30 protein-coding genes are annotated in these 25,108 nt (G+C 39.7%); 10 read left to right on the top strand and 20 right to left on the bottom strand.

What is annotated here, in order from left to right:
* The first annotated feature begins 7 nt into the window (after positions 1-7).
* Both BFP97_RS15910 and BFP97_RS15905 read left to right on the top strand, forming a co-directional pair.
* Positions 8-1,045, top strand: coding sequence for a DUF6268 family outer membrane beta-barrel protein (locus BFP97_RS15910; protein WP_139135335.1), 1,038 nt, complete (start codon positions 8-10; stop codon positions 1,043-1,045).
* A 27-nt stretch (positions 1,046-1,072) separates the two neighbouring features.
* Positions 1,073-1,582 (top strand): PRC-barrel domain-containing protein, encoded by a 510-nt coding sequence (locus tag BFP97_RS15905; protein WP_069843370.1) that lies wholly within the window; start codon positions 1,073-1,075, stop codon positions 1,580-1,582.
* A gap of 47 nt (positions 1,583-1,629) precedes the next feature.
* Here BFP97_RS15905 and BFP97_RS15900 read toward each other — a convergent pair whose 3' ends face one another.
* Both BFP97_RS15900 and BFP97_RS15895 read right to left on the bottom strand, forming a co-directional pair.
* Positions 1,630-2,715 (bottom strand): endonuclease/exonuclease/phosphatase family protein, encoded by a 1,086-nt coding sequence (locus tag BFP97_RS15900; protein ID WP_069843369.1) that lies wholly within the window; start codon positions 2,713-2,715, stop codon positions 1,630-1,632.
* Positions 2,708-3,772, bottom strand: a complete 1,065-nt coding sequence (locus BFP97_RS15895; RefSeq protein ID WP_069843368.1) for an AI-2E family transporter — start codon at positions 3,770-3,772, stop codon at positions 2,708-2,710. Before BFP97_RS15895 ends, BFP97_RS15900 begins: the two co-directional genes overlap by 8 nt.
* Before the next feature lie 245 nt (positions 3,773-4,017).
* Between BFP97_RS15895 and BFP97_RS15890 the strand changes: the two genes are divergently transcribed.
* Positions 4,018-4,176: a DUF1328 domain-containing protein gene (locus tag BFP97_RS15890; RefSeq protein ID WP_069843367.1), complete on the top strand. Its 159-nt coding sequence runs from the start codon at positions 4,018-4,020 to the stop codon at positions 4,174-4,176.
* Between the two features lie 161 nt (positions 4,177-4,337).
* Here the strand turns inward: BFP97_RS15890 and BFP97_RS15885 are convergent, their stop codons facing one another.
* The 6 genes from BFP97_RS15885 to BFP97_RS15855 form a co-directional block, all read right to left on the bottom strand.
* Positions 4,338-4,700 carry a hypothetical protein gene (locus tag BFP97_RS15885; RefSeq protein WP_139135334.1) on the bottom strand — a complete coding sequence of 121 codons (363 nt, stop codon included), beginning with the start codon at positions 4,698-4,700 and terminating at the stop codon, positions 4,338-4,340.
* Between the two features lie 22 nt (positions 4,701-4,722).
* Positions 4,723-5,100 carry a hypothetical protein gene (locus BFP97_RS15880; protein WP_139135333.1) on the bottom strand — a complete coding sequence of 126 codons (378 nt, stop codon included), beginning with the start codon at positions 5,098-5,100 and terminating at the stop codon, positions 4,723-4,725.
* A gap of 75 nt (positions 5,101-5,175) precedes the next feature.
* Positions 5,176-6,141: a DUF4382 domain-containing protein gene (locus tag BFP97_RS15875; protein WP_069843364.1), complete on the bottom strand. Its 966-nt coding sequence runs from the start codon at positions 6,139-6,141 to the stop codon at positions 5,176-5,178.
* Between the two features lie 301 nt (positions 6,142-6,442).
* Entirely contained in the window at positions 6,443-6,928 is a 486-nt protein-coding gene (locus BFP97_RS15870) for a hypothetical protein (RefSeq protein ID WP_069843363.1), read from the bottom strand.
* A gap of 191 nt (positions 6,929-7,119) precedes the next feature.
* Positions 7,120-8,046, bottom strand: a complete 927-nt coding sequence (locus tag BFP97_RS15865) for a mechanosensitive ion channel family protein (RefSeq protein ID WP_069843362.1) — start codon at positions 8,044-8,046, stop codon at positions 7,120-7,122.
* Between the two features lie 422 nt (positions 8,047-8,468).
* A complete protein-coding gene (locus BFP97_RS15855; RefSeq protein ID WP_069843361.1) occupies positions 8,469-8,987 on the bottom strand; it encodes a Dps family protein in 519 nt (172 codons plus the stop codon).
* Positions 8,988-9,258: 271 nt separating this feature from the next.
* Here BFP97_RS15855 and BFP97_RS15850 point away from each other — a divergent pair, with 271 nt between their 5' ends.
* Entirely contained in the window at positions 9,259-9,423 is a 165-nt protein-coding gene (locus tag BFP97_RS15850; protein WP_069843360.1) for a DUF1328 family protein, read from the top strand.
* A gap of 133 nt (positions 9,424-9,556) precedes the next feature.
* Here BFP97_RS15850 and BFP97_RS15845 read toward each other — a convergent pair whose 3' ends face one another.
* The 5 genes from BFP97_RS15845 to BFP97_RS15825 are packed head-to-tail and all read right to left on the bottom strand — an operon-like array spanning position 9,557 to position 13,991.
* Positions 9,557-10,231, bottom strand: a complete 675-nt coding sequence (locus tag BFP97_RS15845) for a DUF2490 domain-containing protein (protein ID WP_069843359.1) — start codon at positions 10,229-10,231, stop codon at positions 9,557-9,559.
* Positions 10,231-10,803 (bottom strand): hypothetical protein, encoded by a 573-nt coding sequence (locus tag BFP97_RS15840; RefSeq protein WP_139135332.1) that lies wholly within the window; start codon positions 10,801-10,803, stop codon positions 10,231-10,233. The genes BFP97_RS15845 and BFP97_RS15840 overlap by 1 nt, the downstream gene beginning before the upstream one ends.
* A gap of 3 nt (positions 10,804-10,806) precedes the next feature.
* Positions 10,807-12,243 (bottom strand): two-component system sensor histidine kinase NtrB, encoded by a 1,437-nt coding sequence (locus BFP97_RS15835; RefSeq protein ID WP_069843357.1) that lies wholly within the window; start codon positions 12,241-12,243, stop codon positions 10,807-10,809.
* Positions 12,244-12,246: 3 nt separating this feature from the next.
* Complete coding sequence (locus BFP97_RS15830; RefSeq protein ID WP_069843356.1) at positions 12,247-13,638, bottom strand: sigma-54-dependent transcriptional regulator; 1,392 nt, start codon at positions 13,636-13,638, stop codon at positions 12,247-12,249.
* Positions 13,635-13,991, bottom strand: coding sequence for a response regulator (locus BFP97_RS15825; RefSeq protein ID WP_069843355.1), 357 nt, complete (start codon positions 13,989-13,991; stop codon positions 13,635-13,637). Before BFP97_RS15825 ends, BFP97_RS15830 begins: the two co-directional genes overlap by 4 nt.
* Before the next feature lie 234 nt (positions 13,992-14,225).
* Between BFP97_RS15825 and BFP97_RS15820 the strand changes: the two genes are divergently transcribed.
* From BFP97_RS15820 to BFP97_RS15800, 5 genes are all read left to right on the top strand, one after another.
* Complete coding sequence (locus BFP97_RS15820) at positions 14,226-14,885, top strand: flagellar motor protein MotB (protein ID WP_170827485.1); 660 nt, start codon at positions 14,226-14,228, stop codon at positions 14,883-14,885.
* Between the two features lie 61 nt (positions 14,886-14,946).
* Complete coding sequence (locus BFP97_RS15815; protein WP_069843353.1) at positions 14,947-15,309, top strand: hypothetical protein; 363 nt, start codon at positions 14,947-14,949, stop codon at positions 15,307-15,309.
* Positions 15,310-15,312: 3 nt separating this feature from the next.
* Positions 15,313-16,734 (top strand): SDR family oxidoreductase, encoded by a 1,422-nt coding sequence (locus BFP97_RS15810; RefSeq protein ID WP_069843352.1) that lies wholly within the window; start codon positions 15,313-15,315, stop codon positions 16,732-16,734.
* 47 nt (positions 16,735-16,781) lie between these two features.
* A complete protein-coding gene (locus tag BFP97_RS15805) occupies positions 16,782-17,213 on the top strand; it encodes a DUF4345 domain-containing protein (RefSeq protein WP_069843351.1) in 432 nt (143 codons plus the stop codon).
* Between the two features lie 47 nt (positions 17,214-17,260).
* Complete coding sequence (locus BFP97_RS15800; protein ID WP_069843350.1) at positions 17,261-17,845, top strand: hypothetical protein; 585 nt, start codon at positions 17,261-17,263, stop codon at positions 17,843-17,845.
* 73 nt (positions 17,846-17,918) lie between these two features.
* Here BFP97_RS15800 and BFP97_RS15795 read toward each other — a convergent pair whose 3' ends face one another.
* Together BFP97_RS15795 and BFP97_RS15790 are read right to left on the bottom strand one after the other, a co-directional pair.
* Positions 17,919-19,454 carry a GH3 auxin-responsive promoter family protein gene (locus BFP97_RS15795; protein WP_069843349.1) on the bottom strand — a complete coding sequence of 512 codons (1,536 nt, stop codon included), beginning with the start codon at positions 19,452-19,454 and terminating at the stop codon, positions 17,919-17,921.
* Between the two features lie 106 nt (positions 19,455-19,560).
* Positions 19,561-19,824, bottom strand: coding sequence for a YtxH domain-containing protein (locus tag BFP97_RS15790; protein ID WP_069844348.1), 264 nt, complete (start codon positions 19,822-19,824; stop codon positions 19,561-19,563).
* A gap of 535 nt (positions 19,825-20,359) precedes the next feature.
* Here BFP97_RS15790 and BFP97_RS15785 point away from each other — a divergent pair.
* Positions 20,360-20,806: a RidA family protein gene (locus BFP97_RS15785; RefSeq protein WP_170827484.1), complete on the top strand. Its 447-nt coding sequence runs from the start codon at positions 20,360-20,362 to the stop codon at positions 20,804-20,806.
* A gap of 103 nt (positions 20,807-20,909) precedes the next feature.
* On the opposite strand, the gene BFP97_RS15780 is transcribed toward BFP97_RS15785, so the two are convergent.
* The 5 genes from BFP97_RS15780 to BFP97_RS15760 all read right to left on the bottom strand — a co-directional run bounded on the left by BFP97_RS15780 (position 20,910) and on the right by BFP97_RS15760 (position 24,924).
* Complete coding sequence (locus BFP97_RS15780; RefSeq protein ID WP_069843347.1) at positions 20,910-21,380, bottom strand: VOC family protein; 471 nt, start codon at positions 21,378-21,380, stop codon at positions 20,910-20,912.
* 71 nt (positions 21,381-21,451) lie between these two features.
* Positions 21,452-22,261 (bottom strand): DUF5694 domain-containing protein, encoded by an 810-nt coding sequence (locus tag BFP97_RS15775; protein ID WP_069843346.1) that lies wholly within the window; start codon positions 22,259-22,261, stop codon positions 21,452-21,454.
* A 94-nt stretch (positions 22,262-22,355) separates the two neighbouring features.
* Entirely contained in the window at positions 22,356-23,171 is an 816-nt protein-coding gene (locus tag BFP97_RS15770) for a helix-turn-helix domain-containing protein (RefSeq protein ID WP_069843345.1), read from the bottom strand.
* A 47-nt stretch (positions 23,172-23,218) separates the two neighbouring features.
* Positions 23,219-23,929 (bottom strand): LytR/AlgR family response regulator transcription factor, encoded by a 711-nt coding sequence (locus BFP97_RS15765; protein ID WP_069843344.1) that lies wholly within the window; start codon positions 23,927-23,929, stop codon positions 23,219-23,221.
* The gene (locus BFP97_RS15760) at positions 23,929-24,924 is read right to left on the bottom strand and encodes a sensor histidine kinase (protein ID WP_139135331.1); all 996 of its coding nucleotides are present in this window, start codon (positions 24,922-24,924) and stop codon (positions 23,929-23,931) included. The genes BFP97_RS15765 and BFP97_RS15760 overlap by 1 nt, the downstream gene beginning before the upstream one ends.
* Positions 24,925-25,108 lie beyond the last annotated feature (184 nt).

The raw sequence follows: 25,108 nt of genomic DNA, 5'->3' as shown, positions 1-25,108 counted from the left end.
ACGCACAATGAAAAGATATATAAAAACCATATTACTCATATTCTGCTGTAGTGTTAATGCCATGGCCCAAGGGGGTTATCAACGCGCTAACGATACTATTCCGTCAGCAACCGTACCTGGCATGCCATTACCGAAAGGAATGGAGTTTAACTATCAAAGGTTATCAGGTGCCGATCTAAGATCAATACCCATATCTGGAGGTTTTGTAGGTGATGAAGCCACCATTGATGGTGTCTCATCCTTTCAGTTTCAGTTGAAAATACCAATCATCCTAAAACCGAAAACAACACTTCTTTTTGGGATTGATTATCAAGAGCGAAGGTACAACTTCGAACAACCATCGCAGTTAGAATCCAGCTTACTTAAGCAGATCGAAAAAGTGACGCTCAAAAGTAGAGAAATGACTTTCTACTATAACACCGCACTGGACAAAAAACACTTCCTTTCCGCAAGGATGGATCTGGCCCTTAACGGTAATCTCTCAAACATTGATGACAACCGATTTACCAGTTTTATCAGATACTCCGTGGCAGCAATGTACGGATGGAATCCACACAAAAATTTAGCTCATGGTGTAGGTCTTTACTTGAACTATACGCTGGGGCGACCAAGCATCTATCCAGTATTTCTATGGAACAAAAAATTAAATGACAAATGGGGAATTGAAGCCAAGCTACCCGCCAATTTCAAATTTCGCAGAGACTTCAATGATAAAAGCCGTCTCTATATGGGCTATGCTATTGACGGAGGATCTTATGTAATCAATGGCAAATTTGAACCCCTCAGCAATTTTGAGACAGCAGAACTAAGGCGGTCTGATATTGCGCTCGAGGTGAACTATGAGCGCGAACTCTATGACTTTGTTTGGCTCAAAGCAGGAGTAGGTTATTCCTATAATATCAACCTGCGTGTGTCAGAAGAAAACAGTTTTAACAATGACAGTTTGGTGAAAAATGAAGTAGATCCAAGCCTACTGTTCAACTTCTCACTCTTTGTGGTACCAACAGAAGGACTCAAGAAGCTCTTAGGCTTCAACAATAAATAATGTTTAACACTAAAAAATAAATAAGATATGAAAAATGACAATAGATTAATGACAGTAGAAGACCTTTCGAATAGTTATGTGGTGAATGCCGCACACGAATCGATCGGCTCAATTAAAGACATTGTAGTAGATGTCAATCAAGATAAAGTAGCATACGCGATTCTTAGCGTAAGCCATACATTGGGACTTGGCAGCAAGGAATTACCTATTCCACTAGCCTGCTTTAAGCTCGATACCAGAGAGGAAAATAAAGTAATTCTCGATGTAGATAAAGACCGTTTATTAGAAGCACCAGCGATCGACCCAACAGATTGGAAGGACTTTAACCATATTGATTTACTAATGAAGGTGTATGCCTTTTACGGGGTGAAACCTTATGTGAATCAAATGCAGTCAAACGAGCCTGGTGAAAACTCGGATGCTTCATCTGTAACACCGAATACATTTGAAGAGGCTAGTTTTAAAACGAATAAGTTTGACAATCATAGCAATTCTATTCGCGACAGGCATCAGTCAAAACATGGATTTGGTTCGTAATCAGAATAGACAATCAACATGAAAGGCAGTGAAATTCACTGCCTTTTTTATTGCTCAACGTCCGTGCTTTTGGAAAGCACCTCTTTCACCTCATCTATATCATCCGCTTCGGGTGATGGTTTTTCCTGCTGTTCAAACAGGTTGAGATTTACGTCAATGAGAATGGGAAAATGATCTGAACCTATGGAAGGAAGTACGGCCATTTGGTTGAGTGTAAAATGTGCCGAAAGGAAAAAATGATCCAAAGGCCATCTGAAAAATGGCAACTTTGTATGAAAGGTACTAAAACTGCCTCTGCCAATTCTTGGGTCTAATAAACCACTATACCTACGAAACAACCTAGAGGTATGAGACCAGGCCACGTCATTGAAATCGCCTGCACAGACGATCGGCTTATCAATAGCTTTCACTTCTTTGGCAATCTTCAATAACTCGATATCTCTGGGTGTTGAAGTATCGCTTTCAGTTGGGGAAGGTGGCTCAGGGTGCAGACCATAGTAGATTATTTCCTTGCCCTCATTCGTCTGCAAGACGGCCCTGATAGAAGGAATATCATCCTTCAATAGGAACCGTATTTCATGATCAATGATTTTCAACTTACTGTAGAATAATAAGCCATAGGTGTTTGCCAGTGGGTATTTGATTTGAAATGGGTATTTCTGATCTAAACCCAGTGCCGCGTTCGACCAATTAGCATCCGTTTCTAATAACAGTAAACAATCTGGATCTTCTTTTTCAACCAATTTGAAGAGCCGGGTATATTGATCGTTTTCCATATACACATTGGCCGACAAAAACTTTATGGATTCTCCATGCTCAGCAGAGGTGCTTTTAATATCCTTCGGATGAAGGATGGTATATGGCCAAATGGTATAACTCAGAAGCGCTACACAAACAAACCCTGTAATCATTGGTATTATATGAAGTAGCAGGGAACCATCAAATACAGATAGGTACATGATGAATGAGAGTGCCAACTGAATAATCACCATCTGCTTGACAGGAAAATCAAACATTCTCACAAGCCAGTGAGAAATACGCAGTTGATGAGCGATAACCATACTAAGACAAAGGAACGTTGAAATTAGATAGAGTACTTCTAATAATCTTGTAAGCAGTATACCGTTATTCATCCTTTTGTTCTGGTTTTATAAGATTTTGACCCATCAACTCTCCAATTGGATGCAGGCTATTTGTCTCCATCAATACTATCTTCAACATAGCGGCAAGCGGAAGGAACAAGATCATTCCTGCTAGCCCCCAAATAAAATTACCAAACACCACCGCCAATAAGGAAACGAAAGGATTTAGCTTCATTGATCCTCCTACAATCTTTGGCGTCAAAAAATTCCCCTCCAGCATTTGAATGGTCATTATACAAGCAATTAAACCTAAGGCTATATAGTGATTTTCATATGATAAATAAGCGTATACAACGGGCAATGAGGCTCCCAGCGTAGTACCTATATAGGGTATTACAGCCAAAGTAGCAGCAATTACCGCGAAAACGATGGCGTATTCCAATCCAAATGCCCAAAATGTAATCGCATATAGAATGGACAAAAGGACAATTAATGCTGCCAAACCACCAACGTACTGTTGACCTGTTTTGAGAATTCTGTTTATAATGATTGATTGATCACTCTCTTCTGAATTTGACCAAATCTTTAATATTGATTCAACTATTCCTCTTCTATAAAGTAGAATGAAAAATGTATAAATCATTGACAAAGCAGCATTGCTTATTATGTACCCCGTAGACTTGAAAGTGTTGCTAATAAATGGCACCCCAACATCTCCTAACCATTTTCTGAAAGTGTCTGAAACTTCATTTTTATCTAAATAGAGCCACTCACTATTAAGCTGACTATTAAGCTCTTCGGCAATCACTTGAGAGGGCTTATCAATATTCAATTCTGTTTTCAAGGTAGTCATGACTTGAACGGTCTCATTTGCCAATAAATAGCCAAAACCGGTCAGAATGACTGTACCAAGTAAAAGGGTCAATAATACAGATGCTGCTCTACCAAGTCCTCTTTTTTCTATCCATTGGGCTGGCTTGAGATAAATAGTAGCTGCCAGAACCGCAAAAACCATAGGTTTTAGAATGTTTCCCGCGTGGATAGCAATCATGGCAGAAGCTATGACAAAGAGTAAGATATAGGTGGCCTTTTGTATGGAGAGTTTCATATTAACACAACGGCTAATATCCTGCCAGATAATTAATTAGCCCCTCATTGGGTTTTTGGAGCACATGGCTAGCTGGTTGTCCAAAAAGTCCTCAACACGGGGAATTATTACACACTCAAATTTGGGCTAATATCCATTTCAAGTCTATAGAACAGACTTCAGAAGGTGGCTCACAATTTGGAGTTAAAAGTGTAGATACACATAGTATCAGGTTCAATAATGTTTCACTTTAAAAAATTTATATTATGCTTTACTGGGCACTAGTTTTTTTTATTGTAGCAGTCATTGCTGCGCTATTCGGCTTTAGAGGCGTTGCTTCGGCCACATCCAAAATCGCAAAGTTTTTGTTTTTTCTATTTGTGGTACTCTTTGTACTGTCTTTGTTGGGCCAGGTGCTCTTATAGAAAAGCAGAAACAATAATGACCTTCTCATTTCGAGAGGGTTTTTTTGTGATAATATCAGGCTGTTCCGCTAAATCAATGAAAATTTGCTAAGTCTTATCAAAACAAAAAAGGTATGAATCCAATGAAGATTCATACCTTTTTAGGTGTTTGATTTGTCAAATCAGGATTGGAGATCTTCAAAGAACTCTTCCATTGATTCATAGGCATCTTCGGCCCAGTCCTTGGTACCTTCCCAAGCGGCCTCAGTCGATCTTTCGAGCCTTTCAAGGCCTCTTTGGAGTTCTGACCTTTTCTCTACCAGTTTATCTCTAGTTTCTCTTAAACTCTCGGCCACATCGCCTCCTGCACTTTCAAGCTCATCATCAATTTCAGAAATTTTTTCATCAATGCTATTTATACCTTTTTCAAAGCTCTCTTTAAAGTCAGCTCTTTCTTTTTCAAAATTCGATTTCTTTTCTCCCGAGCAGCTAAATATGAATAAGCACAGGGAAAAAATTAATGTTGATTTTATATAATTCTTCATAATTAGTGATTTTGACTTCGTATTATTTGATTTTGCCACCTGCGTTGATCTTCCTTACTAAACCCAAGCTATCGAGAGACTTTAGTGTAGCCTCAATCCACTGGTTGATTTCCTGGCAGTCTTGTTGAAGAACCAACAACTCAGCATTACCCGCGTTTTCGACAGACAAGGCAGCTAAGTTCAAATCCTTTTTTCTTGTCTTAATAAGACTATCAGTATTTGAACTATATGTGGTTGCCATTTTACGTTCCAAGGTTTCCAATGAGTTCATTGCAACCTCAATAGTACGAGTAACCTCAATTTCTGAGGGAGTGGCTATTGGAACCGTTTGTTTTCTCGCATAAGAGAGAAGCAAAAAACCCAATACCAAAACTGCGAGCATTCTAAGGATATCTTTCATAGGATTTTTTTGGATGAAGATTATGAAAAAGTGGGCTAAAGAGCCCACTTGTTTGTCATATGAAGACACTAATCATTAGTCAATCATTGCACTAAAAATCAGTGAAAGATTCAGTTGAACGTTAGCCTCAACAGCTACCACATCTGTTATCTCTCCCTCTGCACCAGCAGAAGTCTCTATAAAGCTTTCGAACTCTAATTCACCAGTCAAGGTGTTTTCTGAATAGGCTGCGTAAACTAGCTCATAATTGCCCGCTTCCATAAAGTTAAGTTCGAATCTATCAGAGATTGCACCTTCAGCAATGGCTGTACTACTTACTGCATTTGCGAACATAACGTTACTAGAACCTTGTCCACTTGTTTCTGTCTCTCTATTGAAAGTACCTTCTTTGTATGCATAAACAATCACCTTGTCAGCATCATCAAAATCGTCCATGTCCACCTGACCCACAATAGATCCTGTAACTCTTTTTTCAACTAGTCTCAAAGCAGCATTTGCTTCTGCTCTTGTTACGAAGGTATAATCATCAGCTCCATTAGTTTCTTCCTGAATCATTTTCCTTAGGTCAAAGTCTACCACTAGGGCATTAGAACTGTTGGCCAAAATGTTATACGAACCTGTAGCTATTAAATCTACTTCGCTTTGACCTTCCATTTCCAGTGCTTGCTTCCCCGAGCTGGTCATCACATAAGACCCTGGTGTATTGCCTGAGGCATCTGTTGCCAAGTCTAATGTAAAAGTGATACTGTTATAAGTTCCAGCATCCAATTCTTCGTTAGCCAAAATTTCCGTTCTACCATTTTGAAGGGCTAACAAGTCAACTGTTGTCTTGCCATCAAATGACGATGCCGACTGGCCATTAATTTTCACGTCCGTAATGGTCACAAAGACTCCTTGTACTTCAGTGTTATCAATGGGTGCATCAGTTACTTCAATAGAAGCCTGGCCAGAACCATCCACTTCATCATCGTTGCCACACGAGCTAAATGTTAATGCTAATACTCCGATAAGAGCAAATTTTAAGGTTTTAAGAGTTTTCATATTATTTATTTTTTGGTTAATTCTTTAAACCTCTAAGACCAATACTCATGCCACTGCCCAAATGACCCGTATTGATCGATTGACCTAGATTATTGTAGAAAAATCTCCCCAGTCAAAAGTTATTGTGTAGAGGGGATGCAACATTGGTTCTAATGACATGAACCTTCCAACCAACAAAAGGCTGTTGAAATCCAAAACATAACGCCCTTCTTATGAGTATCTCTCGATTGAGTGATACATAAAATAAGGCCACCCCGATTAATCGGGGTGGCCTTTGACTTTCATTGTGAGTGAAGTGTTACTAGAACTTAAATTTTATTCCAAAACCTGGATCTGGTGCTCCATAAAACCTTCCGTCTGTATCTATTTCCAAAAACGGCTTAAACCCAAGGCTGATCGCAAATGGTATTTCTGGTAAGTGGTATTCAAGTCCAAATATTGCATCGACACCAAAGGCCATCTCATTGGAAAGGTAAGTCCTGTTACCACGCCCAAAATCATTGCTCGGATCATTGTCATTAAAAAAGGCTACGTGACCACCAAAACCATAATACCAATTAAGACCTACAGCATCGAATGCTTGTTTACTCTTTTCTTTGAGTGCTGTGATACTAATACCATTACCCCAAAAGCCAAGAATTGCTTCGAACGAAGAATTATGCTTGTAAGTAATGCCGCTTGTTCCTCCAAACCGAAGTCCGATGGAATTATTATTCTGGGCAAATCCTGATGAACCAATAAGTATCAAAAGGAAGAGGGTAATTGTAAGTTTTTTACAAGTTTTCATATTGTATAGGTTTTAGTTTCAATTTCATTTAGTCAAAAGTCATACCAGCTAAAAGATGGAGATGAGTACATTTTTTTTAAAACTGCGTGAGGCTTCCTTCATTCAAGGATAAGAGACCGAACATCTTCTACCCTCCAAACATTATTTAGCCAAGAGTATTGATGGATGATTTCTTTATAACGCTAGATGGCTTATTTGGACGCCTTCATAGGAATAAGCTTAGTACCTGATGAATCAATTTGCTCATTCAGCGTCTGTCCACCCTTAATACCAAAATCCAATGTTCTGATAGGGAAAGGAATGGTAATATCATGCTCGTTGAAGGCCTTCTTAATGGCAATAATAGCATCACTTCTGGCCTCAAGGTAATTTGGGTTTTGAGGAGAATAGTTCACCCAGAACATTACTCTGAAGTTAACGGAAGAGTCTGCAAACTCCTCAAAAACGAAACGAATGTCCTTTTCATCAGTCAGATAGGGATTTGAAGCCACCGCCTTTTCAGTGATTTCCTTCACCTTGTCAAGATCTTCAGCATATGAGACGCCAACGTGCAAATCAACCCTTCTTCTAAATGTTTTAGTATAGTTTGTCATCGGGTTTTGAAAAATCATCCGATTTGGAATGATGACATGCAATCCGGTAAAGGTTTCGATGATCGTAGCTCTCAGTTGAATTTCTCTTACAAAGCCCATGTAGCTGTTGGTTTCAATGATATCGCCAACGCTGATAGGGCGTTTAAAGGCCATAATAACCCCGGAAATGAAGTTTGCCGATATATCCTGAAAGGCAAAACCAATGGCCAAACCAATGATACCCGCACCCGCGAGTAAGGAAGTGACTGCCTGGCTTAAGTGAAGCAAATTAAGAGCAATAATTAATCCCGTACCGAGCGTTAGGAAGGATAGAATTGTAGAAAACAGACTTACTATGGTCTCTTGGTCTACCAGCCTGCTGAGCAACTTTCTAGACAGTACTCTTACTCCTCTTGAGAGGAAGTAAAAAAGCACCATCACTAAGAGGGAGACAACAATATTTGGTAGCAGGGCGGTGATTTTCTCTAGCCATCCCTCCAACTTATTCTGTACTATTGATAAGGCCTGTGACAGGTCAAAATTCATATTTTTTTATTTAGATCTTGTAATTATTTTTCTCAATTCTGACATCAACTCTGATTGGTCCATGTTTAATTTGAACCGCAAATTTCTCAAGAGCTCTTCTTCTGACCCATCTTGATACCTTAGGTCACTCTCAGTCAATGAATCATATTTGGCGCTTAACCTGGATTTTATCTGATCCCAATTTCCTTGAATAAATCGCTTCATAACTTTTTTAGCTATCGGCAAAAAGGAAGAAAACATCATACCAAATTGTGAATCGTAGCATAGGGGCATTTTTTCAAGGGTGTGACCTTTTCACCCGAACCATGATGTGGAGAAATCACTACACTTTGGGTATTTTCTACACAAAAAAAGTGGTGGGCGAGTGCCCACCACGGTCAATCTCCTCCGCACTAAACGGAGATAACTCAAAACACACAACACTATTTTTTAGAAAATGCTGTTAGCATCCAATGATTTTTCTCTGTCTTCTTGATGAATGTATTCATCATATCTACCGTCCCACTGTCACCATTATCGAGTGCTGCGTTCACTACATTGAACATGTATTCTAAGAGAATACTATAATCTTTCAAGATTTCTGAGACCATTTCCATACCTGTTAGATCCGAACCTGATTCTTTGATTTCCGAGGTTTCTAAATAATCCCGCATGGTACTTAATGGCGTTTGCCCGAATACTCTGATTCGCTCTGCAATGTCATCAATGGCTACTTTGGCGCTATTGTACTGTTCTTCAAACTTCTCATGGATATCAAAAAAGTCTGCCCCTTTTACGTTCCAATGAAAGTTTCTGAGCTTTTGATAGTGCACGCTATAGTTCGCCAATAATTTGTTCAGCGATTCTACAATCTCTGCAGTCTCTAGTTTTGTATAACCCAGTTTAACGAAGGGTCTTTGAATTTTATCTGAATGTACTTTTGTTGCTATTCCGTTTTCCATATTTATCTTTTTTTCCGTTCTACACTTATTTCGCTTAATAGAGTTGCCAAAAGCATTCCAAACGTCTCAGGCCGTTTAAAGGGGGATTTTACTCTAAAAGAGCGCAAATTTTTCCCCATACTCGGGGAATGTCTTATACACTTGTATTTAACTTGCCTAAGGTCTTCTCTCTCGATTCATGTAGAGGAGCATAAAAAAGAAGCCGCCACCGAATTGGCATAGAATTCTCATATCTAAGGGTGAAATCAGTTTTAACTTAAACCCAAACGATATGATACGATGGTCACTAACATTTCTTGTAATAGCAGTAGTAGCAGCAATTTTTGGCTTTGGAGGTATTGCCGCTGGAGCAGCTTACATCTCTAAGATTATCTTTTTTGTATTCTTAGTACTACTAATAGTCTCACTTGTCCGTGGAGCAGCGAAAAAAGTATAATCCTTTTAAGAAGCTCAAAAAACAAAACCTCTTCACCGACATGAAGAGGTTTTTTCTTAAAAGGATCTTATCCATTACTAGTAAGATCGTGTAGCATCATGTCTCAAGGAAATCATGGTTTGATCAGAGCGCTTTAAAGATTCAAAAAGTAGCTGATCGTCCACCAGATTCTATGCCTTGGGATGTCGTTTACAAACCTATCTAAGCGATAGTCTATGCCCGTTTCAACCTTATTCTTAGAGTTGAAGTAATATCCTAAGCTACTCACAAAACGTTGCTCGTAATCCCACTGACTACTTTGGGTACTCGCAATCATTTCTGCAGAAACAATTAGGTACCATTCATTATCATTGATCGAAAGGCCCTTTAAGGGTAGTTCTGAGGAGAAACGGTAACGAAATCTATATTCGGTTGACTCTTCTTCAAAGAAGGTCTGGTCTGTTCTCAAGCGATGTCCTATTCTGACGCCAGTCAGTGGAATGGCTGAAGAAATCTGTTGTAAAAACCTATGTACCAGCTGCTGATCAGTAAACCGTAGTAAATAGCCTGCCCCAAGTGACCAGTCTGGATTGAGTTTGTAGCTTAAAGCAGTCGTTAAATCTGTTCTTATGTATTCATAATTACCAATTAGGTCAGAACCATTCTCTTTCCGCCATACCTGTTGCATAGACTCAACCTGACCTGTAATGCGCCATTGGTTCCAACGGTGCGAAATGTTGACCTCTGGTAAGAAACCCGATGATACAACGGACTGAGCGTTCAAACCAAATGGCAATAACAGTAAACCGATCAACAGGAGTCTTTTCATTAAAAATCAAAGTTATCGGTCGGCCTAGTCTGTATTCTTCTTCTTTTGATGAGCTCTCCAGAATCTTTAAAGAGTCCTTCCCAATAACCCAAAACATTCTCAATCTCGGCTCGAAATTCAATCTCGTAGCGAACAGTAATCGCTGATAAATCATTGGTTTTTATGGCTTTGATCAAGTCATCACTTTTTTCAGCTGTCCATTGTTCTTGAATTTTTCTGAGCTTAAATTTTTTATAGGCTTTAAGGCTCTTTTCAAGCTTTACTTTCAGTCCCTCATTAAGCTTTCTCCAAGGCTTCACCACTTCAACATCCTCAATGTCACCATCCTCATCAAACTCAACACTGTATCGCTTACCTTTCAATTTGAATTTGGCTTCGTATGTTTCATCATCCTTGCTCTCTTCGAAGTACCACTTTACTCTTTTTAGGGAACCAAAGGCCTCTTCCAGCCATTCAATAGCATCCTTGGGTACATCATCTGCAAATACTCGAAATTCTTGCTCGACTTTCACATCTTGGGCATTCAGGCCCATCGTAATCATAAGAAAAATGAGTGTTAAGAACCGTCTCATAGGCTATTGGGGAAATGAAATATAAAAAGTTGTTCCAAGGCCAAGCTCACTAGTCACCTTAACGCTGCCTAAGTGACTTTGAATGATATTTTGGAAAGTGGTTAAGCCCAAACCCATTCCACCTTTCTTTGCCGTAAAAAATGGTTCGAACAGTTTACCAAGGTTTTCCTTTGGAATTCCTTTACCATTATCCGTAACAGCAAGTACCACCGAACCTTCTTCTTTGTAAGTACTGATCGATAGTTCTCCACGATCTGGTTTCATCGCTTCAATGGCGTTGATAAAGATATTCAACAAGGCAATTTTGATCTGATCGTGATCTAGTGCAATGTCTGGCAAGTCTGCATCATAGGACTCATTCATCTTCATGTTCTGGAGCTTAATTCTGTCAGCTACCAAGGCTACAGTTTCTTTGACCACCTCATTTAGAGGCTGCTCTTTTAGTTGTAAAGATTTCGGCTTAGAAGAATCTAGCAACTCTGTTACCAGTGTACCAATTCTATCGGCATTCCTTTTGATAATATTGAAATACAGCTCAGCATCTTCAACCTCTTCTGGAACTTCGTCTTTCAATTGCTCTAAAGCCAGACTTAGATTGGTCAGTGGGTTTCTCACTTCATGCGCTATACTTCGGGCAATTTTTCCCGTCATTGATAGCTTCTCCGCCCAAAGTATTTCCTGATCAGCGCGCTTTTTTCTGGATATGTCCTTGATTACTCCCTGATAGCTATTGATCCGATCTTCATCTGGCGAGAGATTGATCAAGTTGATAACACAATGGACCGGTTTATTATTTGAAGACACCAATTCAGCCTCAAATTCTTCTACCTTGTCGTGTTTATAAAACTCTTGGTTAAATCTCAAAAAATCATTTTCGTCTTTGAATAGATCTTTTAAAGTGATCGCCCTCAACTGGTCAATGGTATATCCGAAGATGTTAACCATGGCATCATTGATTTCTAAGAAGAGTAGTTCATTGTTCGCAATGAAAATTGCATCCATGGACTCATAAAAGAGTTTTTTATAACGTGACTCACTTCTTTCTAGAGCCACCGTCCTACCCTTAAACTCGGTGATGTCAAGAAAACTCACTACAAAGCCATCCTCAAGTTTTTCGGCTTGAATTCTAAACCAATTATCAAAGTGTTCTCCTTCATAATGCTGATCGAGAGACAAAGGATTACCTGTATTGACTACATCACAATATTTGTCGAATAAGCCAGCATCTTTATTTCCAGGCAGCTTATTCATCATAGTATTCCCAACGAGTTCATCGGCCGCGATACTCACCATTTGGACAGCAGACTTATTAACGGTCAAGAATTCAAAGTCTTCAATTACTCCTTCCTTATTCCGAATCGACTTAAAGGTCATGATCCCATACGGTGCACTATTTAATACACTGGTCAGTAAACTCTCTGTATTCGGTATATTCACCATGCTCTAAATATTTATCTCGTAGGCCTTTAGTTTATTGTAGAGCGTTTTACGATCTACTTTCAAAAAATCAGCTGTTTGACTCTTATTATTATTGGTATGTCTTAAGACAGCGAGTATGGCTTTTTTCTCTGCCTCTTCTGCCACAGACTTCAAATCTTTGGGTAACTCTCCGTTAAATGAAACAGCCATAGAACCGACATCATCAGTATCCGGACTCAGTATTTCTTGTGGTAAATGCATAGGCCCAATCAATTGATCTTGGCACAATAGCACCGAACGCTTCACTACGTTTTTCAATTCCCTCAGATTACCATGCCAAGTATAGGCTTTTAGTACCTCCATGGTCTTCGGCTCAAAGCCTGCGATTGATTTGCCCAATTGTGCATTGGCGGACTGTAAAAAGTGCTCAGCAAAAACCTCAATATCATCTGGTCGCTCTCTGAGTGGAGAGAGCTCGATCTTGAACTCATTTAAGCGATGATATATATCTTCCCTAAATTCATCTCTTGCTACTGCCTCTTTGAGGTTTTCATTCGTAGCGACAATTACCCTTACATCTACAGCCACTTCCTTGTTACTACCGATAGGTTTGACTCTCCTTTCCTGTAGTACGCGTAAGAGTTTTACCTGATTGTCATAAGAGAGATTACCTAACTCGTCTAGGAATAATGTACCCCCATTGGCCGCCTCAAAGCAACCTCTTTTATCATTGATAGCGCCTGTAAAGGCTCCCTTGATATGACCGAACAATTCGCTGCCAGCCAGTTCTTTTGGAAGCGCACCACAGTCTAAGGCGACAAAGGGCATGCCGGCTCTCTTACTTCTATTATGAATGGCTTTTGCCACATATTCCTTTCCAGTACCTGTCTCGCCTAAAACGATTACGGACATATCTGTTGGTGCGATCAGGTCGATATGCTTGATCACCGTCTGAGAAGCGGGGCTCACGCCATTCACGAATTCTTCTGGCGCTGGTGCCGATACAGACTTCTTTTTTATCGGTTGAATGGCTACCTCTTCTTGATCTCTCCTTGCGTTAAGCGCATTCTCAATAGTGATCAGAATCTCATCCGGATACAGTGGTTTCGTCACATATTCATACGCACCCTTCTTTAACGCTTCGACTGCAATACGAACATCAGAGTAGCCAGTAATGATGACCACCTGAATTCTTGTATCGATGATTTTGATTTTTTGCAGCATTTCAAGGCCCGTATAATCAGGCAATTTAAAATCACACAAGACCAAGTCAGCATTATTATCCTTGAGCCACTTTTCACCTTGTTTGCCATCTTCTGCTACAAAGGTCTCGTAGCCCTTTTTGGCCAAGTATTTTTTCAATAGAAGACAGATATCCGGATCGTCATCTATAATTAGAATTCTTTCTTTACTCATAATTCAATGGCTTCAAGTATATCTTTCTTTGTGAATGGTTTTTTGACGAAGGCCGTTACTTCAAACTCTTTTGCTTTGGAAGTTTCCAAGTGACCATCGTAAGCACTAATAATGATGACCTTGGCTTGAGCGTCCTTTTGCCTTATGGTCGGCAACAAGTCAAACCCTGTTCCATCGGGCAAATTCAAATCCAAAAAATAGAAGTCGAATGTTTCTTCTTCAACTCGCTTAAAAGCAGGTGTAACTCTACTTAGGTAGGTAGTCTTGATTCCTGCTTTTTTCAAAAACACAGAGACCATCAAACCGATATCCTCTTCGTCATCAACAATTAAAGCTGTCATGCCTTCCTTCATAATGGACCTATTTCAGTGACTATATTCCCCGAATTTGGGGAATTATTTACACACCATATCTATAGTAAGCTGCTTTCAGGCATTTTGTTGGCAACGGCACGAATTTTTCACCAGAAAAGTCGAAACAAGAAAAAGAAAGGATAAAAAATGAACAGATTAAAAAAAATGAAACCTCTTATTTGGGCTCTGCCGATAGCATTAATAATGGCTTCATGTGTATCAAATCAGAAATACATGAGTGCGCAAAATGATATCGAAAGATTGAAAAACGACAGCTTGCAATTAATTCAAGCTGCAGAAGTTTCAATTGAAGAGATAGAGAAGCTCAACAAAGAGAAATTATACTACAAAGCACAACTAGAAGCGAAAGAAGCTGAGTTGGCGCAATCAAATATGACATTAAATGCAGCCACTCAAAAACTCGTGGCAACACAGCAGCAATTGAACGAAATTGCCAAAGACCTTGAAGTCTTCAATACGGATTTCAGGATTGTTACAGTAGAAGACGGTCATGTAAAACTCAGCATGGATGAAGCGATTCTCTTCAAGCAAGGAAGTACCTACATCAATGGAATGGGTGATCGTTTCTTAAAAGAGTTGGCTCCTATCTTCAAAAGAGCTGATGTAGAAATTGCCGTAGCAGGACATACAGATCCGATTCCAGTAGTCGGTCAAGATAACAACTGGGATTTGTCGGTAGATCGATCCATTGCGGTAATCGAAAAGCTGACAAATGATTATGGCGTATCGCCAGAAAAGTTGATGGCAGCCGGTAAAAGTAAGTACGATCCTATTGTACCAAATGAAAAGGCTTCTGATATGGCAAAAAATAGAAGAGTCGAATTCATTATCATTCCAAATTTAGAAGCCCTAGCTTCAGCAATAGAAGACTAATAACAATTGAATCAACGAGACCCTGTCGAAAGGCAGGGTTTTTTAGCCCTAAACTATAACAATGAATCAAACCAAAGACCACAGTTACTCCCTTACACGCGGAATGGGCGGACTATTCATATTCGCATCCCTTGAATTTCTCGAAAACGACCTTTTCATGTGGATGGCAATCACCTTAAGTATAGGTATCCTAAATGCAATGCCCTACTTATGGAAAGCACGATGGAGTGCCATGTTGCTTTATGCTATAAATATTGCCGCATCGGCCACTGTATTCTACCGATTTATTCAGTTAGATACACGTTACATTCAGTGGCTCTGGTTGATCGTATTAGTATACTATGTGATCAGACTAAGAGACCTCTGGAATAAACATAGGGCAGAGAATAGTGTTGAGTACAAACAGAATTTAGACAAGTCGTAAGCTTTGAAAATATTACTCACAGGTGCAAACGGATATATCGGCAAGAGGCTACTTCATGCTTTGATCAAAGAGGACTATGAGGTAGTCTGTTGTGTGAGAAAACGGAAAACTTTCAATCATCCATTGAAAGATCATGCAGCTGTATCAGTAATTGAAGTAGACTTTCTGGATGTTTCGAGCTTAAGTAAAATTCCTAACGACATTGATGGTGCGTTTTACTTAATGCACTCCATGTCTGGTGGAAACAAAAAGTTTGAAGATACTGAAGCTCAAATTGCCGAGAATTTTGTCGAAGCTATGGCACCTACAAGTGTCAAACATGTGGTGTATTTGGGCGGCATCGCAAATGATGAACACCTCTCCAAGCACCTTTCATCAAGGCTGAAGACGGAAGAAATCATACAACAGGGCGAATATCACTTTACGGCATTTAGGGCTGGAATTATTCTAGGATCGGGCAGCGCTTCTTTTGAAATCATGCGAGACCTGGTTGAGAAACTTCCGGTGATGGTTGCCCCCAAATGGTTGAAGACGGAATCACAACCCATAGCGGTTAGAAATGTGTTGGAAATTCTGAGTAGAGGCATGCTCAATGAGCAAGTTTTCGATCAGGTATATGATATAGGGGGTGAAGAAATCATGACCTACAAGCAAATGCTTTTGAGGTTTGCCAAGGTCAGAAAACTGAAAAGATGGATTTACACCGTACCAGTATTGACACCTAGGCTCAGTTCCTATTGGTTATACTTTGTTACCTCTACAAGCTACAGTCTAGCCAGTAGCCTTGTGGATAGCATGAGCGTATCTGTGGTTTGTAAGCCAAACGATTTGATGAAAGCCTTGTCCATTGACCTCATCCCATTTGATGAGGCTATCGAGAGGGCCTTCACTCGAATTAAGCAAAATCACGTGGTGTCTAGCTGGAAAGACAGTGGAGCCGAAAGGTCTTTCTACAGTGACTACGATGATCTTATAGAAGTTCCGGAATTCGGATGCTTTAAGGATGAAAAGTCCATTGCCATCAAAGATGTTGATAAAGTTCAATCTAACATATGGGCACTGGGTGGTGATACAGGTTGGTACTATGGCAACTGGTTGTGGAAACTAAGAGGCTACCTAGACAAACTCATTGGCGGAGTTGGCCTGAGAAGAGGTAGAACAAATCCAGTAGAAATTTTCAACGGAGACTCATTGGATTTCTGGCGTGTACTAGTGGCCGACAAGGCTAACAAACGACTTCTGCTCTATGCAGAAATGAAGCTTCCAGGCGAAGCTTGGCTCGAATTCAAAATTGATAAGGATCAAAAGCTTTATCAAACGGCAACCTTCAGACCACACGGTCTTTTCGGGCGACTTTACTGGTTAGCCGTATTACCCTTCCACTATTTCGTTTTTAACGGAATGATCAGGGGTATCTCAAAATAGACAAATCATACAGTGTTATTGACACTGTTCACTTTAAAAACATTGACATGAAACTTATAAAAACAGTAACATCAGGGTTTATCATTTTTGTATCACTCATATTCCTCACCGTGGGAGTAGGAGCCATTACGGCTCCAGAAATGGTGATGAGCTATCTGAAGGTTGAGGCCTTAGATGATAGTGCACTGAACTCAATACGATCCATTTACGGAGGACTTAATTTGGCTTTTGCCATCTTTCTAGCCTATGGCGCCATTAACATGAGAAAGTCGGCCTTGGGGCTCATCATTCTCTACATGAGTGGTTTCCTCTTTGGTAGAATCTATAGTTTTCTACTCAACGGCCTGAATAGCGGTTTTGTACTTAACTGGACCTTCTTGGAGGCAGCTTTACTCATTGTCAGTTTTGTACTGCTCAGAGCTTTGGTAAAAGCAAGTCGTGAGGAGCGAAGAATAGCTCGCATAGGTGGATGGAACTAATCCACCTTATTCACTGATCGACCAAGCGTAAAAACAAAACAAGCATTATGAGAAATCTATCAGCCTACTCGTGGCGAAAAACGATACCAGAAGAATTATCAAGTCCAGCACTAAATGCTTTGAAGCACTATCCTTCGCTTCAGACCAAGAAAATAGTTTTCAAATACACCAGAAGAGCGGGTAGCTCTATTATGAAAGCTCAACCTATGATAAGTTCTGTGCTGCAAGTAGGTGACGACAGAGCATATATAATCTATGTAAACAAAAAGATCGATTTGGGTAAAGAAAAGCTATCCATAACTGACTTACCAGAAGATGTGCTTAAAGGTTGGTTTGGCCATGAGCTGGGTCATGTGATGGACTACGAGAACCGAACTATGCTGGGCCTTATTGCATTTGGATTGGGCTATATTTTTTCCAAAGGTTTCGTCAAGCGTGCCGAGAATAGAGCGGATCGAATTGCTATTCAACATGGCTTAGGCGATGAGATCATTCGAACCAAGAACTTTATTTTAAACCATGCCGGTTTGTCTGAGAAGTATAAGCAAAAAATTAAAAAGCTTTACCCATCTCCTGAACAAATAATGGAAATCATTCAAGGAGAGAAGACTTTACAAGAAGTAGCCGAATAGCTTAAGAAGAACCTCAAATAAAAAGGGCCTGATCAAATGATCAGGCCCTTTTTTAGCCCGTTGATTAACGTTTCTAGATTTTATCCTGGATAAAGCTTTCGAATTCTTTCAACCCTTCTTCGGACATCATTCTAGCAGTCTTGATCTGACCGCCCTTCTTCTTATTCTTTTCGCTCCAGTCGTGAAAAAGAGATGATGGTATTGCTTTAATCTTCACTCCTTTCAGGGCCTTTCCTCTCGCTACACCATAGTTCTTATTTAATTCCTTAAACTTATTGTCGAGTGCTTCGATGAGTTGTTCTTCTTCTACTTTCGAATGATCGTCAGTGCCTAGAAACCATTGGTGATAAAAATCTCCGTTCTCCTTAATCGCTCCAACGGTAAATTCAGGAATTGAGATGTCGAACTTTTCTTCGAGGTGTTGCACGCCATCATTCATTTTGGCTACCGAAAGCTGTGAACCTACAACATTCAAAAAGTGCTTGGTTCTTCCTGTAATCTTAATTTCAGCTCTACTCTTATCTGTGAATTGGATCGTGTCGCCAATGCTATATCGCCACGCGCCAGAAACAGTCGAAATAAGTAAGGCGTAGTCTACACCTTCTTCGACCTCCGCAAGCGTCAGTGCCGGAGCATCTTCGAGTGGGCTTCCGTTCTCATCGAAGTATTGCTCTTCAAATGGAATGAATTCGAAATATATGTCGCTTTCATAGGCCAACTGCATGGCCATATTCTCGTTGGGTCTGCTTTGATAGGCGATAAATCCTTCTGAAGCCAAGTAAGTATCTAAATAAAGCAATGGCCGAGCCAGGTGCTCTTCAAAACTTTTTTGATACGCATCAAAGGCTACTCCGCCTGATGTATAGACCATAAGATTAGGCCATATGTCGTGTATATTATCGAGCTTATTATGCTCAATCACTTTCTTCAACATCAGCTCAATCCAGGATGGAATGCCAGATATTGCACCAATGTCCCAATCTTTAGCTCTTTCAGCTATCATTTGGACTCTTTCATCCCAGTCGTCAATGGCCGCAATTTCATCTCCTGGTTTATAGTATCCCTTAAACCAAAAAGGAATGTTGCTGGCACTAATACCGCTTATTTCTCCCTCATAGTGACCATCACGCTCAGTCAGGTCAGTGCTACTGCCCAACATCATGATTTCCTTCTCAAAAAATTCCTCGGGAAGCTCATGATTTGAGAGGCTCAAAACTTGCTTGACTCCAGTGTCTCGGATCGCTTGGATCATATCTGAGGTCACCGGAATTCTTTTACTCTCGCTACCGGTGGTTCCCGAGCTTAGTGCAAAATAGTCCGGAGATCCAGGCCATGTTACATTCTCTTCTCCCTCAATGGTACGGTGCCACCAAGCTTTTTTCATTCGATCATAGTCGAAAGTAGGCACTTGGTTTCTAAACACTTCAGCTGGCTTTTTATGCCACTGAATCTCAGCGAAGTCATACTTCAGACCGAAATCAGTGTCTTTGGCTTTATCGATAAGACTGAGCAACACACGCTTCTGTGTTTTAGATGGGTTTTGATCTTTATCTACAATTCTACTACCCACATTGATGGCAGTTTTTATAAGCTTTCCGATTAATGGCATTTGATTATGTTTTGAGTGATGTGTCGTGAACTAGTTTGTGAGGTTTAGACAAAATAAAAGCCTTGCTGAATGCAGGGCCTTTATTGTCGATTAACCTGAGCAGTGATTATACTTTAAGTGTTTCTTTAGTCGATTTCACACCGTTAATGGTGCGTTTCGCTGACTCTTCCAAAATATCGTTGTAAGAATCTTTTACACTTTCCAATTTCTTATTAAGCTCTTCCTTTGCATCGGCAGCCATATCTTGTGTCTTATTGACTAATTTCTTTCTGGTATTCTTTCCACTGTCTGGCGCAGTCAAAATTCCTGTAATTAAACCTGCTGCTGTTCCTGCTAAAACTCCTGTAATTATTTTTGCTGTATTATTCATATCTCTTTTTTTTGTTTGGTTCACTCTCTATAGCGTAAGAACCATGCCACAGTGCTAAAAACAGGCTAACGGCACTCAATAAGGTATTTCGATGGGATTTTGATAGGATTTGTGTAGAGATGCTACTCAAGCAAAGGGGATTTTTTTCCACACTTTGAAAAACGAAGATCGAATCTCTAGAATGGATATCCGATGGCAAAATTGAGAAACCTTCCTGCTACATAGCACTGATATCTGAGACGGGAGATATTCAACCCCATGAGCTTCTTCTTTAGCACGAGACTATGAAAGGAGACCAGTTCCTTGAAAAAAGTTTTTGTCTGGATGATCTTGTACCAGACCTACTTGTCGGTAGACAGTCCCATACGCTCAGAAGAGCATAAGACTTTAAGTGTATGACTCGACAAGCATCAAGTTCTGCCCTTTCGACTCCTCTTATCAGCAGTTCGAAGGTAAAGTTGGGTATTTAACGGGGTGATGTTCATAAGGCGCTTATTTCTAGCGTATTGTAATTCGTAACCAAATGAACTATCAAATGAAACAAACGCTACTAACACTTCTCTTAATTTTTGGTCTAGCAACGACCTCGGCCTTTTCGCAAGAAAGAAAAGAATACCATATACCGGGTCATGAGGAAGTCGAGAATATGATCGGTTATACCCATGCGATCAAAGTAGGTAACACCCTTTACATATCTGGTACTGTAGATGGTCAAAGCGCTGACATGGCAGCACAGATGAAGAAGATTTACGAATACGTGAACGAAACTCTAATACACTATGGGATTACACCAGCTGCAATTGTAAAGGAGAACATCTATACAACAGACATTGACGAATTCAAAAAGCACATACCTGTAAGAAAAGCATTTTACAGAGGTGGTATCTTCCCCACTTCCACATGGGTGCAGGTAGAAAGGTTATTCATACCCCAACTCAAAGTTGAGATGGAGTTTGTCGCAGTTTTCAAAGAAGGTCAATGAACTACTTTTTAAAGAGATGGACCTACCTATGATTGGCAGATTAGGTTAAGACTTGTAGAAATGGCCGATATAGAATCGGCCATTTTCAATGATGTCTCACTGACTAATTCTGAGCTGTGTACTTTACTAAATCGATCCCTATTCCATTTGGGTCTTTAATAGCAAAGTGTCTGTCTCCCCAAGGCTCATCCCTGATATCAATTTCAATCTTCACACCTTCAGACTTCAGTTTGTTATACAATTCATCCACATCATCAACCTCTATGGTCAGGTACATCCCCTCACCCATAAATTTTGGCTGAAATAAAGGTTGTTGGGTCGGATGTTCAGGTAAAAGGAAACTCAGCTGGGCCTCATGTCCAGGCGTATGCATAAGTAAATAGAATTCATTTTCAAACGTCACTCCAAACCCAAGCTTTTCTTGGTAAAAAGCTTTAGTCTCTTGAATTTTTTCTGTGATGATTCCGGCATTCATTTTCATGGCAAATTGTTTTTTAGATTCAACATTGTTTTGAGCATAGCAACCAGCAACTATACCGGTCGCAAAGAGAATAATTACTGATAATCGTCTCATTGTTTTAAAGTTTGATTTGATACAAACTTCTTAGAAACGACTTAAGCGCCATTGTATAAAACGGACAAAAACTAACGTAGGTAGGAGCTGACATCCACCAGCTGATATTTTGGACTTCTTCTTAAAAAAGTATTGAAAAAGGCCGTATGGGTTCCACCCATTAGAATGAATATTCTGTCTTGTTCATCTACCTGAATCCGATTGAGATTTGAATACATTCTTAGATTACGCTGATAGAACTTGGCAGCCTCATCGGCACCCTCAAATTTGCTATCTGTACCAATATGTGTCAGAATATCAGCATTCTCATTTATCAAAAAATCCATAAACTCGGGTGTGTTAATGCTTTGAATTTTTTCAATCGTAGTCATCTGATTTAGCTTGGCAACGACACCTGGAGCTGAAAGGAGTGGATCGTTTGAATAGGCATTATACATCTTAGGGTCTAGCGTATTATCTATCTTACTGTTTATCATGTAATCATAGGCCATTAGGTGATTGATTCCATAAATGGAATCAACTCCCGTTAATTTGCCAACCTCAAAAGCAATAAAACTTACCTCGCCTAGATCACTGTCATGTTCGCTTGAGCTAAGAAACTGTCGGTATTTCCTATTTATCTCTTCATGCCTATTAGGTTCAATCTCCACACAAATGATTGTTGGGTTGAACTTCGCAATCAATCTGCTTAGCTGCCGAGTCTCCTCAAGAACTTTCTGATCTTCTTCATTGAAAGCAACAGCATTTTTATCTGGAGTCATGCGCATATGAAAAGTACCTACATTGAGCACTGGTACTTTCTTTCGCAATTCTTGCGTACCTAAAGAAAAAATGCCAGTAGTGACTAGGAGTATACAAACAAGTAACCTTGATTTTTTCATGAGCTCTGAATTTAAGAAGCGTAAGAGTTTTACGTTATAACTATCGCCATGTTAAACTCAAGCTGACGAACTGCACCATTGCATTATCTAAATGTCAATCTGTACGGCCAAACGCCTTTGAAGGCGTCACTCCGTAAAAATTTTTGAACTCTTTAATGAAGTGTGCTTGGTCATAGTAACCTAGGTCATAAAAAATTCTGTTTTGCTTCAAGCTTTCCAAAGAGGGTTTGGCCTTCAAGATATTTTGAAACCTAACAACCTGGCTGAAGGTCTTTGGTGAGTCGCCAAAGTAAAATTGAAATCGTCTTCTCAATTGACGACCGCTCAACCCTGTATCCAAGGCATTGATATCTTTATTTCCGCCCGATTTTAAAATCTCGATCATAGCCTTCATCACTCTAGGATCCGGCTCCACCACTAAGTCATTTTTCGACAGTCCGCTCATAAAGTGCCTGTCAAACGTTTCTTTATATTCATAAAGGTGCTTATTCGGAGAAATAGTGTTAGCGATATCCTTTGATAGGTCTGGAAGAATCTCTCCAAGGCTAAAAAAATTATTGGTCAATTCAGAAGCCGGTAAATTAAATAGCAGAGGGAAACCAGTGGGTAAAAACCGAACGCCAACATAGTCGAACTCATGCCCTAGAGAATACTGCAGGTAGTTCGAAGAAAAACCAGTAATGTATATGTCTTCAGGCTTAGAAAGCTCTAAAAGGATATCGACACAGCCGTCTGACACTACCCTATATGTGAAATCATGATCGAGCTTTCTAATAGTTCTTAGTCGCCAATAACAGTAGATATACTCTTGTAGTAAATGGTCGGGAGCTATTTCCTCATAAGACACAAACCCTTTGGACTCATAGTTGATACTAGGCTGAGAGGGGCTAAAAAGGTCTCTAATGATCATTTATTCTTTACGCTTCGAGAGAGAGCAGTGAGTACACATCTCTCTACTTATATCAGTTTAATTTTCTTCATGAGCATATCCTTACTCGTTCTACCCACTGGAATGATCTCTTTACCAATAAGAATATTATTTCCTGATATACGATCAATAGCGGCAATATTCACGATATACGATTTATGACACCTGAAAAACTGATCATTCGGCAACACCTCCTGCCAGAACTTTAGACTATAGCCTAAAAGAAGGGTCCTGTTGCCTAGGTAAAGCTTGGTGAAATCTCCGTCTGCAGTCACAAATTGAATACTTGCTAAGTAAATCTTGATTATGTCATGACCGTCCTTGGCAAAAATGAACTTCGATTGTTCATAATCCTCCTTCCTGGCTGTACTAATTTCTTCTTTGTTGTTCTGTAACCTCGAGATGGACTTGAAAAATCTTTCAAAAGAAATTGGCTTTAAAAGATAGTCGTGAACATTAAGTTCGAAACCCTCAATTGCGTACTCTTTATAGGCTGTAGTAATAATGATATGTGCTTCAGGCTGATGGTTTCTCAAGAGCTCTAAACCGTTCAACTTTGGTAGATTAATGTCCAAGAAGACGACATCTATTTTTTCCCCACTATTTTGAAGAAAAGTCATAGCTTCTATGGCATTGTTAAAGGTTGACAATAGTGTCAAGTGCGGAACACTAGCAATATGGCGTTGAAGTATTTTCTGCGCTTGTAACTGATCTTCTATAATTATACAGTTGAATTCCATCAAACTAAATCTAATTCCAGTTTTACTACATACAGATCGTTATCATCACTAATATCTAGTTGATACTTCCCTTGATAGAGCATGTCTAGACGCTCTTGTGTATTCTTTAATCCAATACCGCTTGGGCTCAGGTCGCTACCTTCCATTGCCGAGAATGAGTTTTTCGTTTCAAAAAATAGTCGGTTTCCAGAGATAAGAATCTTTACCGAAATAATAATATCATTGATTTGAGAACCCATACTATGCTTAAAACAATTTTCTACGAATGGAACCAACAGCATTGGGGCTATGGTATAACCTTCACAATCGCCTTCTATCTCAAAGTTGACTATACCCCTTCCCTCAATCTGAATTTTTTGCAGTTCCACATAGCCCTTTAAATGGGCCAATTCTCTGGAAAGCAAAACTCTATCTTCAGCACTCTCATAAATCACATACCGCATTAGGTCCGACAGCTTCAGTATAATCTCCGAGGTCCTAGGGTCCTTTTGCTCAGAAAGTGAGTAGATATTATTGAGGTTGTTAAATAAAATATGTGGGTTAATCTGAGATCTTAAAAACTGAAGTTGACTTTGTGACTTTTCTCTTTCCAGCCTGTTAATGGTGAGCTGTTTATCTCTGAAATAAATCATCAGTTTCAAGACTATAAATACAAAAGCCGGAATGCCATTTTGAACAAAAATTGACCCCGGATTGGCAATTGGATAGGCCTGTGGATCATAATAAATAAGCTGCTCTATTACAATCTCCTCAAAGTATCCCACCACAAATATTCCAACGATTACCCACAGAACAAATGCACCGACCTTACCCTTTTCATAAAACTTCGGGAAAAGATAATAGCTAATTACAATGACCAGACTGACATAGTTTATTGATAAGAGTACTTCATGCCAATGGAGATGAGCACTGTCCTTCCGAAATGCAAGTATGAGCAGGGAGATTATCCAATAATTGAATATTAGCCACTTGTGACTTGAAAATAACCTTTCCAATCTGTGCTTTTTGTACTGATAGCTCTCCACACCTACAAAGCTACAATATCAAGCCCTCTTTAGGTGATTCTATCGCCAAACGTCACACTTCGACCACTGAATTACAGAATTAAGGGGTTATAGTTTAGCAGGAAAATTTATGTGATTTGGCATATGAGGTAAGTAGTTAAGCCATTGATCCGAA

Origin of the sequence: Roseivirga sp. 4D4 (genome assembly GCF_001747095.1) — a bacterium.
Lineage (GTDB): Bacteria > Bacteroidota > Bacteroidia > Cytophagales > Cyclobacteriaceae > Roseivirga.
Note: the sequence above shows the minus strand (reverse complement) of the source record. Positions and strands in the feature narration are given on the sequence as shown.